We start from the raw sequence: 14,151 nt of genomic DNA on the forward strand, positions 1-14,151 counted from the left end.
ACTATATTCACAAAATAACACAAGGAGGTCAGTTAATGGATTGACTTTAAATGTTGATGTGTTTTTTTTGCTCAATAATATGGTGGTATTAGTAGACTGATTAATAAGTAAAAAAGGTATTTTTTATATTTTGGATAAACGATGTTTTCGTGATAAAGCTAAAGAAAAAGTGATGTGAAAAAGAGGAAATAGAGGTCACAAATAAATGGTAATTACGTGTCATCGAAGCGATTTGATGAAATGTGTCAGTGAAAGATAACACTACCTAATCAGGCAGTGTTATCAGAGATGGCGTCTAAATTAAATAGGGCCTAAATTTGTCATGACGGCATAAACTAATGCGACAATCGAAATCATTACCCATGCAAAGACTAATGGCCAGATAAATTTAACCCATTTAGTATAAGGGATTTTGGCTGTGGCAAGTACCGCCATTAAAATGCCAGATGTTGGATTAATACAGTTAACAACGCCTTCTCCTAATAACACCGTTTGAACGGTAGTCTGGCGAGTAATTTCTAATAAATCCCCCATTGGGGTGAAGATAGGCACTAATACTGCCGCTTCACCTGACCCGGATGAAATAAAGAAGTGCATAATAGCTGCGGTGGCAAACATCGATAGGGCAGATAATGTTTTCGGTAAACCATCCATCATTGAAATAATGGCATTAACGATAGTATCTAAGATCATCCCATCAGATAAAACAATGGCAATTGCGCGCGCCATACCGACAATGAAGGCACCACCGACCATACCAGCACAACCTTTGAGGAAGCCAGTGGCTATTGTGTTAGGTGACATACGGTTTAATACACCAACACCAACACCTAAGATGATAAACATAGCCATCATCTCTTTTTCACCCCAGCCCCACTCAACTGCACCAAAAATAAAACCCACTAAGCAAAAGGCACTATAGAAAAGAGTAATAATATGCAGTGCCGAGATCTTAGACGCTTGCTGTTCACTGTCATCATTAGTAATTTCAGGGCGTACCATACCTTGAATGCGGCATTTTTTGGTGTAGAAAGTTAAGAATAAAATACCGGCTATCACGAAAGCGATATAAATCGCCATCCTAAATCCCAGACCTGATAATAATGGAACATCCGCTAAACCTTGAGAAAGGCCGACTGTCATTGGAGCCATTATTGAGGCATTAAAACCAGAATAGGCCGCAACATACACTAAAGCTGCACCAAACTTATCATCCATTCCAACCGATTTGGCGACTAATAGCCCTATAGGAACAAATGCAATAATTGAGTTAACGACGATCCCTGTTGTACCTAAAATTGAGAATACAACAAAGAAAATGCTGATCAGCAAAAAGTCATTAAGTCTTTTACTGCGAGAAATATTATTGAGAACCTTTTTAATTGCCCCTGTTTCTTCCAATAAGTGTAAAGCGCCACCGGTAAAGATAATCAGAAAGATAATAGGAGCCGCTTTAATTAATCCATCAGCGATTGAGGTGAAAATTTGTCCAGGTAAAATACCATGTTGCTCAGGCAACCTAGCATAACTCCCTGGGATGGTATAAGAACTGGAAACTTTCGTTTCTATCCCATCCTTTACCATAGTGATAACTTTAGTTTCTGATGCGTATTGCCCTGCTGGTACTACCCATGTTGCAATACCTGCTATAACTAAAATAAAGAATAATAAAACATAAGGGTTTAGCCCCTCAGAACGCTTTTTAGGTGGTGTTGTATTTGTTGACATCGTTGTCATAAAATTGTCCTGTTGTTTTATTGTGTTATACGTTGTAACACATTGAAAAATAGCTGGGCACGTTCAGTGAGCGAAGGGATTTCTAGGTATTCTTTGTCACTGTGCTGATAGCCACCAATTGGACCTAGTCCATCGACTGTGGCAGTACCGACACCTGCGGTAAATGAGGCGTCAGATCCCCCGCCCGTAGAGACATCTTGTAAGTCTATATTTAAACGGGCTGCTTCTTCTTTTATGATGCTAATAAGGACGCTACTTTCTTCTGTTTTCACCATTGGTGGGCGATTGATCCCCCCCGTTAAGGTGAGTTTGATGCCATCTAATATAGGCTGAGAGCAAACATCCCTGACTTGTTTGTCGATCTCGATTCCTTGTTCATCAGAAGAGATACGAACATCAATTTCGGCTCTGGCATTAGGGGCTACGGTGTTGACAGAAGTGCCACCTGAAATTAAACCCACGTTAACGGACAGGCCTTGGTCATGGGCGGAAAGTGCGTGTAAGCTTTGAATCTTATGCGATAACTCTTGAATTGCGCTAATACCCGCTTCAGGGGCAATCCCTGAATGTGAGGCTTTTCCTTCGATATTCAACACATAAGTTCCCACGCCACGACGAGCACTGACAATAGCGCCATTAGCACGAGCAGGTTCCATAACTAGAGCATAACGTTTGCCTAATGCGCATTTTTCGATGATGCCTCGAGATGAAATAGAACCAATTTCTTCATCACAGTTGAGTAAGACTTCAATTTTTTTATAACGGCTATCTTGGTTGTCGTACAATTGTTTCATGACTTGGTAGACCATGACATGGCTGCCTTTCATATCGATGACTCCAGGGCCATAAGCACGGTCGCCCTCGATGCTAAATGGGCGTTCTGCAACCGTACCTTTAGGAAATACGGTATCTAAGTGCAATAAAATTAATATATCCGCTTGCTCTGATGGATAATAAATACGATAGTTATTACCCAGTGTTTCATTTTTAATAACTTCAACTTCAAAGCCCATTTGCTTATATTTTTCGCACCAAAATGCAGCGTGGTTATCAACACCGATTTTATCATAAGAGCCTGATTCGATATTAACGACAGTTTCCAACAGTTCTAGCATGGCTGATTCATGCACTAAAAAATGATTAGTCATTATGGCTTCCTAACATTGTGTTTGTTGTAAATTTAATATATTCATTGTGATTGGTTTGCTTTTTCTTTGTTTAGAATATAATGAAGGTGATAAGTGAAATTTAAGTATTATTCCTTTTCTTTAAATGTCATAGTTTTTAGCTAAAACGCATTAAATTAAAAAAAACCAATAAAAACTGTAAAAAAATTTTATCATTCTTATGGTTTTCTAATGTCATTAATTAACTTTATCGAGTTTAATTCTACGATATATTTTTACTCAGAAGAGCGAGAAGTTAATAAATTGAATACCTAGTACTATAGGTATTTTTTGACTGTATCATAGTAAATAATTTATTTACAAGTCTGAATGCTAATTTTATCTAACTATCTGGTTTTTATATTAAATTATAGAAAAATTTATTTTATTAAGAAAAATTAATTATTTAATTGTAAATATAGATTTATGTCAAATTAATATGTTGGTGAGTTGTTAAATTGTGTTTTTTCTATGGATTAGATGATAATTTTCTACTATTTAATTTTTATTTTTTGATTTTTTATCAATGTAAAGGGGGGATTTAATTATTTTCTAGATACCTAGAAGATTTTTTCTCTTTTTCATGCAGTACACAGAAGAACAACGTTTAATCAGAGCGAAAGGTTTAGTTAGGGGGAACACGACGGGCTCATGGTGAGTTTGGTTGTTTCATTATTAGCTAGCTTTAGAACGATATAAAAAAGCGTTTTGTGCAGAAAGGTGTTAATTTTCGACTTTTATTTTGAATAAATACGCAATTAAACTCGATAATACATTTACATTAAAACGGATACAGCTTTGCTACCGCGAATACTCACTTTGAGTGACATTCATCGATGGGGTCAAATATTATTATTAATAATAAATTGATTTATGAACTACAACCTATTCCAAGGTCTCAGTATGCTTTTTGCTCATGGTTAGAAACCTCGAACAGTAGAGAGATACATTAATGAGGTATTTTTGATGTCGTCTTGCTGACTGGGGCGATCATTATAATGATGAACTATTGCGCTACCGCTACAGTGTTTCAGTTGATAAGCTAAGATACGTAGTCGCTTAAGGCTGTTCCCAAATATTTGATGTTTTACCATGCAAAAGCTACTGACTAGTGCCAGTAGCTTTTTTGTTTCACCTAAGCTTAATAGCCTATATTAAAAGAAATATTTAAATCTCGCACGTGCGCCATATCTATTTTTATCACTACTTTTCACATCAATATCTTTACCGTCAATAACAGAATAATATGCACCTAAGTAAATTTTGAAATTATTCATATCTAGTATATTTGGCAGCTCATAAGATGAATAAATCGTATGAATATCATATTTCCCTGGGCCAAATATAACTTCGTTATTTACATTGTTTGAATCGTTTAACGCATATGATTTAATATCATTATGAGCATAGATATAACCTAATTGTAAACGACGCCATAAAATATTCGCACCTGTGGTAAAATCTTTCTCTGAGCTAGCATCTAAGTATGCGGTATTCCAATTTACTACGAGGCCATTTAATGGGTCATCTTGTAAGCTATCCCAACCTAATGTTAAGCCATAACCATTACGCTTAGATTGGTCTTTAAATTTACCTGTGTTTTTATCTTCATATCCATATGCATTATTTATAACATTACTTTCTAATGCGGCTGCGATTTTAACATTATTTTTATTCCAAGCAATGACAGGGCGAACATAGACAACATTTTTCTTATTTGTTTGTTTGCGTCCATGGTACTCACTGTCGGTGAAAATACTTGTACCATCTTCAATTAGGAAATTTGTTTCAAAATACCAATTATCATTACTGGTATTAAACATCATGCTACCACCGCTATTTGTTCGACCTCTACCTTCTTTCATCATATAAATATAGCCGAATCCATCACTATAAGTATCATTTGCAGTATTTCCAGAATACTCAATAAAAGTATCTTGGTTTAGAGGGAACATATCATAGGCTTCATAACGCCCTAATTTTATTTGCCAGCTTTCTTTTTTACCGAAGAAGAATGCGGCATCATCCAAATTAACATTACCATCAATATTAGCTAATGGTTGGACGCTAAATCCTGCATAGTTTTTATTATCTAGAACACGTTCACCATCTAATCCAATTAAAATTCGCCCATTAATACCCCATTTATCATAATCACCAAAATCTTTATCTTTACCTGATTGAGTATTAATTGAGGTTAATTGTCCCTTTTTACTACTCATATCTGTATTGAACTCAACATCACCATACAGTTTCAATTTTCCATATTGGCTATTTGTCTCTATAAGATGCGGTGAATTATTTATCGATGATGATTCCACTACGGCTGTGGTTAATTGACCTTGAGCAGGCTGAGCGTTTTTCTGTTGTTTAAAAGCAGTATTATTTTGTAATGTTTTTTCTAAGTTTGCGGCTTTTTGCTCAGCAAGTTCAGCTCGTTTCTCTGCCGCAAGTGTTCTTTTTTCTAAAAGTGCTAAACGTTCCTCTATTGATAGTGTACTTGTATTTGCTTGGGCAGAAATAGATACAATTATTCCTAAATTAATAGCAATGGCTAGCTTTTTAATATTCATCAAATTATCCCTTTCTTTATTTTTTAATATCAACAAAATATATTTTATATTTTTTATTTAAATAGCATGTTTAAGTCAATTTCTGATAATGAATAATAAACCTGATCAGCTTCAGGTAATGGCCCTTCCGCGATAATGCCGATAGAGTAAATGTTCGACTTTTTCAATGCTTGAATTCCAGCCTCGGCATCTTCAAATCCAATGCAGTATTCGGGGGGAACATGAATAAGCTCGGCAGCTTTTAAAAAAATTTCTGGGTCAGGTTTCCCTTTTTTTAAGGTCGTTGGATCAACGATAGCTGCAAAGTAATTATCGATACCGAGTTTCTTTAATATCGCAGGTGCATTTTGAGATGCTGAAGCAATTGCACAAGGTATATGATATTCATTAGCTTTAGTTATTAATTCCAATACGCCAGGTAAAATATCATTAGGGCTAATTTTATCTAATAATTTTAGATAATACTCATTCTTTCTCATCGCCAACCTGTTTTTTTCATCAGCAGAGTATATGTGTTCCTTATTACCATAAATCAAAATTTTATCTAATGACTCTATTCGACTAATTCCCTTTAAACTTTGATTAAATTCTTTATCAATAGATATACCTATCTCACCAGCAAGTTGTTTCCATGCTAAATAGTGATATCCTGCTGTATCAACAATAACGCCATCAAGATCAAATATCAGTCCTTTAACCATCTTTATTTACCTTTATTATAATTAAGAGAAAAAATAATATTTTTATCCAAACTATAATTGTTATTGTTAATATATATATTGCTCGATCTATCACTCACTACTGATACTTTTTCATGGGTAATATCTAAGTGATATACAATATTTTTATGTGTTAATTTGAAGTTGAGTCTATCCCATTTTTTAGGTAAGGATGGGTTAACCTTTAATGTGCAATGGCGAATGTCGACCCCTGCATAAGCCATAATAGTTGTATTTAGAGTTGCAGCCATTACACCGGTATGAATACCCTCAGCGGTTGTTCCTCCTTGAATGTCATTATAATCAGAATACAATGCGTCCTTATATAGCGTCCATGATAAATCATGTAAGCTTATTTGCTCTGCTAAATACGCATGGACAATCCGAGATAATGTAGACCCGTGAGAAGTACGTTCAAGATAATAATGTAGGTTTTTTTGTGCAAACTTATCTGATAGAGGGTAACCAAGAGATTCAATTAATGACTTCACCGTCTTTTTATCTAAATTATTAAACAACATTAAAGTATCTGCTTGTTTAGCCACTTTAAAGTCATCCGCAGATTTATTTTCTTTACGTAATATTCTATCCATTCGATAAATATTGTCGTATTTTTGTCGATAACTATCCCAATCTAGATCTTCAAGTTCAAAGTAACCTGCAAACTGCTCAATAATTTCATTATGATCAAGTGTAATAGCAATATGTGTTTTAATTTGCTGAATTTGATTCAATTTTGATTGGTTAAAACCTAATTTTTTAAGACGAGTAGTAAAATGATTATTATGATAAAAATCAATCATTTCATTAAATAACCAAGCAACCATCAAGTTGGTATATGCGTTGTCTTTTAAACCACCGTCTTCTGCATCAGGATATTTTTCATGGAACTCATCAGGTCCCATTACTCCACTAATATGGAATCGTTGGTCTTTTTCATCCCACTGACACATACTAATCCAAAATTCAGCAATCTCTTTTAATAGCTCTAGCCCGTAATCCTCCATAAATGCATGATCATGGGTATTACGCCAGTATAGCCAAACATTATAAGCAATGGCTAAAGAAACATGGCGTTGTCGACAGCTATAATCAGGGTCCCATTGCCCAGAAAGTGGATTTAAATGCAGAACTTGTGTTTGTTCACTACCATCGTGACCTGATTGCCATGGGAACATTGCGCCTTGCCAACCTTCTGCTTTCGCCGCTGCACGTGCAGCGTCTAACCTTAAGTAGCGGTAACATAAAAGCTGACGAGCCGTTTTAGGGAAATGCATGATATAAAATGGGAAAATAAATATTTCATCCCAAAATATATGGCCACGATATGCTTCACCATGCAGTCCTCGTGCTGTGACGGAGACATCTAGTTGATTCTTTTCATTGCTATAAGGTGATGCCGAAGAGAGTAAATGATAAGTATGCAAACGCAATAATTTCTGCGTCATTAAATCACCTTTTACTACAATATCTGCACTATCCCATAGCGTATTCCACGCTTGCTGGCTCTGTGTTAATTGAGACTGTACAGAAGGGTGTTGCCAATTTACAACATCTTGCCAACTGTCAGGGTAAGCCGTTGATGTGGCTATCGCGACACTCTTTTCAAGCGTATAGACCTCATCTTGCTTAGCCATTACGACAATAGATTGCTCCACAACAGACTCAGTTAAATTGCAAACAATATCTTGCGGTGAAAAGAAATCACCACTAATTATTGAAGCAATACCAATATTAATTTGAGATTGATTGGTTTTTGCTAATATATGTGCACGTTGCTTAGATGATTCACAAGCTAACACATGGTAATGATGAGGGTTTAGGCTCCGATAACGCTCTACACCAGAATTATATGTATTACCTTCTAACTTGGTAATAATCTTTATTTCACCTGAGAAATTTAGCGGTGTGAATTGATACTGGATACAGTAATAAGACATACTCTCCATATTTGTAAATTTATAGCTCTGAATACGAATTTGTTTTCCTTTAGCTGTTTCTACAGTCCATTCTGAAGACATGACACCTGTTTTTAAATTGAGATGACGTTGGCAGCTTAATGTCTTAACGTTACTGGGATGAATTGCTTCCTCTCCATCAATTTGCAAAGTGATATATTGACCATTTGGTGCATTCACAAAGTCTTCATTAATAACGTTATGGTCTTCTATTTGGGACTCTGCTTGATTATATAGTCCCGCAATATAGGTAGCAGGATAATAATCATTGCTGATAGTCATTTCAGGCAATGTACCACGTAACCCAATATATCCATTACCCACCGTGAGTAAAGATTCCTGACAATATTCATCTTTTCCTGATGGTAGTCCAGAATACTCAATACTCCATGTTAATTCATTTTCTTTATGCTCTAATTGTTTCTCTAGTTCTAAATAATTATCTAGTGATGTTTTCGTACTATAAATAAAGGGGTGATTTAACGACTCCGTGAATATAGACGCTAATTCAATAAATTTATTATCTTTCGTCTTAATTACACTAGGTTGATATTCACTTTCGGATAAAAATATCACACCACCTTTAATCGATTGGAAATCGTGTTTCAACTTATCCATTAAGGCTAGCCAATCTTTATACGTACTATTCGCTGTATTAAATGAATAACTATATTTTTTCTTTTCACATTCAATGGATACGTCTGTGCTAGAAAAAAAAATCAATAAATATTTCATATTAAACCTTTAACTCGATAGTAGATTAATTAACTTGTAATGTGCCTTTTCTTTCTTTATAGCGATAAGCTGCAATCGTTAACCCAATAGGAACCACAATAGAAACAAGCATTGCAAATAAATAGACTATCCAATAGGTAGGTTGTATTGACAGAATGCCAGGTAGCCCGCCAACACCAATTCCATTAGATAGAACATGATTTAAGCCACAAATCAATCCAGCAAGCGCGGAACCTATCATTGCGCATAACATAGGAAAACCATATTTTAAATTAACCCCATACATGGCAGGTTCAGTTACCCCTAAATATGCAGATATAGCAGCAGGTACGGTGATTTCTTTTTCATTTTTACTGTGTTTACGTGAGACAATAATAATACCGACAACCGCGGATGCTTGTGCAATATTCGATAATGCAATAATTGGCCAAATAGGTGTTCCGCCATAGCTTTGTGTCATCTGTAAATCAATAGCTAAAGTTGTATGATGTAAGCCTGTAATGACCATCGGTGAGTAAAAGAAACCAAAAATAGCGGAACCTATTGGTGCGAAATCACCTAGCATCAATAGTTTAATAACCTCAGCAATTCCATTACCTATCGATCTTCCTAAAGGCCCTAAAATAATATGTGCAACTGCAACCGAAAAAACGAGTGCAACGATAGGTACAATAACTAATTTTAAATAATCAGGAATATAACGACGTAATTTTGTTTCAATCCAGCCAAGGAATAACCCTGCTAATATAGATGGAATAACTTGCGCTTGATAACCAACTTTAGCAACAGTGAATAATCCAAAGTCCCAAACATCTGGAATTTGAGTTCCTAAGTTATACGCATTCATTAATTGTGGCGAAACTAATGTTATCCCAAGAACTAATCCAAGGGATGGTGTTCCTCCCATTTTTTTAGTACAAGACCAACATATACTGACAGGTAAGAAATGGAATATGGCTTCACAAGGCAGCCATAAGAAATCATAGATTGGTTTTAACCAAGGATAGAAATCGGTTAAAGTTTTATTATCGGATATTGGCATTTCACCAATAATGTTACGCAGCCCTAAGAGTAAGCCACCACTAATTAATATAGGTAATAATGGGACGAATATCTCAGCTAAATTTGCAATTAATCGTTGCCAAAACCCCATGTTTCTTTTAGCTTCAGATTTAACTTCATCTTTACTTTTGGGTTCTAATGCGAGTTTTTTTGTTATTATTTTATAATAAGCATCAACATCCATTCCAATAATAACTTGGAATTGCCCGGCATTATTAAAACACCCTTTAACAAAGGGAATTTCTTTAATTTTGTCTATATCAGCAATGCTAGGGTTATTAAGAACAAATCGTAATCTTGTTAAGCAATGAGAAAGGCTAACAATATTGCTATTACCTCCAAGCAGAGTTATTAGCTCATCAATGACCTTTTCATTTTTGAGTTCAGGCATATTTTTTATCTCATAGTGGATTTGTTTTTTTAATATATCCTCTTATTTATCTTCATCAACGGGAACGTTCCCATAAATTGAAGTAAGTCACAATATATAATCAATGATGATTAAAAATTATATATTGAGTTCATCGCTAGAAATAATGATTTTTTGTGGTTTTATTTCCGATTTCATCATTTTGATCAACAAATTAGCGACTTCTTTTCCCGTTTCACGGAAACCTAAACGATAGATTTTTGTCTGTGGAAATAAAAAAGAAAGGAGGTCATTACGGCCTATGCATGCGACTTCAATATTCATGATATTGTGTTCATATAAAAACTTTTGCACGCCAAATGCAAGAGAGTCTGTGGCACATAAAATAGCATCTGGCTCGCTTTCTACTGCCCCTTTTGCTAATAAATAACCACTTTGATAACTCATTTCCCCCAATTGCGCTTGAGGGGCGAGGTGATGCTGCTGACAATACTCTAGATAAGATTGATAGCGACGAAGCCCTGTCGTTTCATCACTCGTATGTATACCAACATAACTGATTTTTTGATATTTTTTTTGCTGATGAAAATACGTCATCAAATTTTTAACTGCTTTTTCATCGTCATGGCAGACAGACACAAAGCCTTCTAATGGACGTGCTATCACTATCATTTTTTGTCGCCAATTGGCTAACATATTAGCGTCAATGCCTGAAAAAGAAAAAAGAACAACGCCGTCTAATTTTTGTTTTGATAGCATTGCTAAATGTTCTTCTACTTTTTCCACTTTAAATTGGCTCTCTAAAATAATTGGGTCAATGCCATTTTGATAGAAAATAGGTAGCATTGAGCTAACCGCTTGATTTTCTGAGTAGGAATCAAGTCGAGTCATTATGATACCAAAGGAACGGTTTGAATGACCACGCATTGCTCGTGCTGACTTTGAAGGAGTAAATTGATAATTTTCAATTACTTTTGTGACTTTTTGCCGTGTCTCTTCATTTACCATAGGATCTTTATTTAAGACACGAGAAACTGTTGACTTGCTAACATTACATAACATAGCAATATCATTGATTGTTAAGTTCTTTTTATTAGATGCTGTCATGATGTTTTATCTTAGCTTGTTAAATGAGAAAAACGACTAAATTAAAATATTTATTTTTACTTACCCGTGTAGTTTAGCGCATTTTTCTCCTTATTGTGATATTAGAAAATAATCTTCAGGTGTGCCTCATTGTCGTAGGATAAAATATGCCTCTTTTCTTGCATAAATTGCTATTTACCCACCGATCATCGCTCTTTTAAACTAAGATTTATTGAAGAGTAAGCGTTTAATTTATTTCGTGGCTTTTATCGATTTTGATACTTTCGAAATCGTATGTCTTGATGGTTAGGTATGTCAATCAATAGAGAGACGCATTAATGTTATGGGATATTTATGCTCCCATTACATTCAGGCAGTTTTATCCTCACCCACCCATGATAGCACCTATTTGGCTAAATTATCATCTAAAAGCCAAGTTATAGGTGCACTGCTTTTAGGCCGTGGTTAGTAACCGCCTGATTTGATCATGAGTAGTCCCTTTCTCTCTAGTACTTAATCAAAAAGGCTAAAGACAAATTTCTTTACTCACAGGGGTTAGTTGTGCGGCTTGTTGGATGTGTTTTAAAGTTTCAGTGGCTAATAATGATGCCGCTTCATAAAACTCATGACCACTTTGTAATTGCATTTTTTCTAAATAACGATAGACCCACGGTAAAAAATGAATTTCTAAAAACTCACGTAGCAACTCGGGTTTATTTTCAATAATCCACGCAGTCAGTAAGAATAACAAGCCGACATGGTCTTCAGGCTCATTTTGATTTAATTCAATATTGATTTGGTTATTACGTAGCCATGCCCGCAATTCAAGAGTAGAAATACCAAAAAGAACATTTTCTTTATCGAGATAAACAGAGCCCCAAGGTGGTGCTGGCAGTGCATAAGGGCCGATAAATAAGCGTTGATAGGCATCTTGTAATAATTCAGAATTATTTAGGCCTTCTTGAAAGCGTTTGTCAATTTGTAGACAATCATAATCATGAGTAAATGGCCACTCCACTAACCATTCGCTGGAGCTGAATAAGTGAATGAGATTACTAATACGAGGATCGGCGGGGTCATAGTAAAATAATGCACCTAAAGCTTGTGTGCAAAGTGAAAAATCTGCCAATAATTTTTGTTCCATACTTATCCACTGGGTATATTAAATACGATTTTTAATACGATCGTAACGAAACATTTTATCTTTGTCGATGATAAGAAGAGAGTCTCTCCTTATCATCGCGAATAAATAGTATTGAATAACGATTAACCTGCTATCGCCATACCAACCGTCATATGCAATCCGTAAAAAATACCTCTACCAATAAATTCCCCAAAGATGACCAGTAGAACAGCAACTAGCAATCCTGTAATTGAAGGTTTTTTCATTTTGCAATATGGGTAAATCCAAAAAGCTAAACCGAGTGATAAACAGACCGTACGCCACCCCATTAAAGCGGCATAATCAGGAACAAGTTGTGATGCTTTTTGAACAGAGCTTTGAATAGAACCTAATTCAAATCCCTGAGCAGTTACTAGGATGCTACTAGCAATAACGGCGACAATACTGATTAAAGCGAAAAAACGGATACTATTAACATCATAATTTGCGATGCGTAATAAAAAAATAGCCAGAATGGGGCCTGTAATTAAACTTGTTAGGATAAATTGCAAACTACCGTAGGAGTTAAACCAAGTTGGTACAGTATCAATTTGATAAACCCGCGATATTGCGTAAACAAATAGCGCGGCTGATATAATTGTGACTATTAGCCAAATTATACTGAGTCCTTTGGGCATTTTTTTTAAAAAAGAGAATAGCCAGTAGAGGCCGCCTAAAGCAAAAAAGGTTGCACCTGCAACAATTTCGTTACTGAGCGCGGAATGCCCAAAGCGTAGCATTGAGTTAAAGGCACGTAATGGTGAGCCCATATGTAGCATTGACAACAAAAAGCCAATTCCCATCAATACCCATAAACCGAACATACTCATCACAATTTTATGGTGGTATTCAGGGGAGGGTTTAACCAATAGAACCAGCGCCATTAAGATAAATGCACCAGCGACGCTTTGGCCTATAACGGTAAAGAGTATTAAAGGATATTCATGTAAACCTGCTCCCATTTTAAACTTCCTCCGGGTTAGCTAAATAACCTGTGGTGTCACCAACAGGGCGGCAATTTGCATTGAGGTTTAAGACGATATTGGGCTTGGTATAATGCGCAGCGGGTAAGGGGGCTATTTCATTGATTGAACCGTGTTTAGCGCGTAATTCATCGATAGGGCCGAAATCGAGCGCACGCAATGGGCAAGATTCAACACAAATTGGCTTTTTACCTTCAGCGACGCGTTCATAACACCCATCACATTTCGTCATGTGTCCTTTAGCCGCATCAAATTGCGGGGCACTATATGGACACGCCATATGGCAGTATCGACAACCGATACAAACAGTTTCATTAACAATGACGAACCCGTCCTCGCGTTTATGCATAGCGCCGCTCGGGCAAACCTTTACGCAAGCAGGGTCTTCACAGTGATTACATGAAATAGAAAGATAATATGAGAAAACATTTTGGTGCCATGCACCATTTTGTTCAGCCCAATCACCACCTGCATATTCATAGATCCGGCGAAAATGCACGTCAGTCGATAAATTTTTAAAGTCTTTACAGGCAAGTTCGCAAGTTTTACAGCCCGTACAACGTTGTATATCAATATAAAAACCATATTGTTGTGACATGT

At 35.9% G+C, this 14,151-nt stretch carries 10 protein-coding genes; all 10 read right to left on the bottom strand.

Translation table 11 applies throughout. The annotated features are described in order from the left end of the window. Positions 1 to 300 precede the first annotated feature (300 nt). Positions 301 to 1,737 carry a YfcC family protein gene (locus ACLPIE_RS06420; protein ID WP_430260692.1) on the bottom strand — a complete coding sequence of 479 codons (1,437 nt, stop codon included), beginning with the start codon at positions 1,735 to 1,737 and terminating at the stop codon, positions 301 to 303. 17 nt (positions 1,738 to 1,754) lie between these two features. Further along, positions 1,755 to 2,885, bottom strand: a complete 1,131-nt coding sequence (locus ACLPIE_RS06425; protein ID WP_430260693.1) for a M20 family metallopeptidase — start codon at positions 2,883 to 2,885, stop codon at positions 1,755 to 1,757. Positions 2,886 to 4,057: 1,172 nt separating this feature from the next. Continuing rightward, positions 4,058 to 5,476 carry a carbohydrate porin gene (locus ACLPIE_RS06430; RefSeq protein WP_430260694.1) on the bottom strand — a complete coding sequence of 473 codons (1,419 nt, stop codon included), beginning with the start codon at positions 5,474 to 5,476 and terminating at the stop codon, positions 4,058 to 4,060. A gap of 53 nt (positions 5,477 to 5,529) precedes the next feature. Next, on the bottom strand, positions 5,530 to 6,177 hold the full coding sequence (gene pgmB, locus ACLPIE_RS06435) for a beta-phosphoglucomutase (protein ID WP_430260695.1): 648 nt from the start codon (positions 6,175 to 6,177) through the stop codon (positions 5,530 to 5,532). 2 nt (positions 6,178 to 6,179) lie between these two features. Continuing rightward, on the bottom strand, positions 6,180 to 8,888 hold the full coding sequence (locus tag ACLPIE_RS06440) for a glycoside hydrolase family 65 protein (protein WP_430260696.1): 2,709 nt from the start codon (positions 8,886 to 8,888) through the stop codon (positions 6,180 to 6,182). Positions 8,889 to 8,913: 25 nt separating this feature from the next. Next, positions 8,914 to 10,341 (bottom strand): PTS trehalose transporter subunit IIBC, encoded by a 1,428-nt coding sequence (gene treB, locus ACLPIE_RS06445; RefSeq protein ID WP_430260697.1) that lies wholly within the window; start codon positions 10,339 to 10,341, stop codon positions 8,914 to 8,916. Positions 10,342 to 10,458: 117 nt separating this feature from the next. After that, the gene (treR, locus tag ACLPIE_RS06450) at positions 10,459 to 11,427 is read right to left on the bottom strand and encodes a trehalose operon repressor TreR (protein ID WP_430260698.1); all 969 of its coding nucleotides are present in this window, start codon (positions 11,425 to 11,427) and stop codon (positions 10,459 to 10,461) included. A gap of 505 nt (positions 11,428 to 11,932) precedes the next feature. Next, entirely contained in the window at positions 11,933 to 12,550 is a 618-nt protein-coding gene (gene dmsD / locus ACLPIE_RS06455) for a Tat proofreading chaperone DmsD (RefSeq protein WP_430260699.1), read from the bottom strand. 122 nt (positions 12,551 to 12,672) lie between these two features. Beyond that, positions 12,673 to 13,530 carry a DmsC/YnfH family molybdoenzyme membrane anchor subunit gene (locus tag ACLPIE_RS06460; RefSeq protein WP_430260700.1) on the bottom strand — a complete coding sequence of 286 codons (858 nt, stop codon included), beginning with the start codon at positions 13,528 to 13,530 and terminating at the stop codon, positions 12,673 to 12,675. Between the two features lies 1 nt (position 13,531). Next, on the bottom strand, positions 13,532 to 14,149 hold the full coding sequence (locus ACLPIE_RS06465; protein ID WP_430260701.1) for a DMSO/selenate family reductase complex B subunit: 618 nt from the start codon (positions 14,147 to 14,149) through the stop codon (positions 13,532 to 13,534). Positions 14,150 to 14,151: the final 2 nt, after the last annotated feature.

Origin of the sequence: Providencia sp. Me31A (genome assembly GCF_050487165.1) — a bacterium.
GTDB lineage: Bacteria > Pseudomonadota > Gammaproteobacteria > Enterobacterales > Enterobacteriaceae > Providencia.

What these genes read in the sequence shown, in the direction of transcription:
- ACLPIE_RS06420 (WP_430260692.1), bottom strand. Translation starts at nt 1,737, where the DNA reads ATGACAACGATGTCAACAAATACAACACCACCTAAAAAGCGTTCTGAG.
- ACLPIE_RS06425 (WP_430260693.1), bottom strand. Translation starts at nt 2,885, where the DNA reads ATGACTAATCATTTTTTAGTGCATGAATCAGCCATGCTAGAACTGTTG.
- ACLPIE_RS06430 (WP_430260694.1), bottom strand. Translation starts at nt 5,476, where the DNA reads ATGAATATTAAAAAGCTAGCCATTGCTATTAATTTAGGAATAATTGTA.
- pgmB (WP_430260695.1), bottom strand. Translation starts at nt 6,177, where the DNA reads ATGGTTAAAGGACTGATATTTGATCTTGATGGCGTTATTGTTGATACA.
- ACLPIE_RS06440 (WP_430260696.1), bottom strand. Translation starts at nt 8,888, where the DNA reads ATGAAATATTTATTGATTTTTTTTTCTAGCACAGACGTATCCATTGAA.
- treB (WP_430260697.1), bottom strand. Translation starts at nt 10,341, where the DNA reads ATGCCTGAACTCAAAAATGAAAAGGTCATTGATGAGCTAATAACTCTG.
- treR (WP_430260698.1), bottom strand. Translation starts at nt 11,427, where the DNA reads ATGACAGCATCTAATAAAAAGAACTTAACAATCAATGATATTGCTATG.
- dmsD (WP_430260699.1), bottom strand. Translation starts at nt 12,550, where the DNA reads ATGGAACAAAAATTATTGGCAGATTTTTCACTTTGCACACAAGCTTTA.
- ACLPIE_RS06460 (WP_430260700.1), bottom strand. Translation starts at nt 13,530, where the DNA reads ATGGGAGCAGGTTTACATGAATATCCTTTAATACTCTTTACCGTTATA.
- ACLPIE_RS06465 (WP_430260701.1), bottom strand. Translation starts at nt 14,149, where the DNA reads ATGTCACAACAATATGGTTTTTATATTGATATACAACGTTGTACGGGC.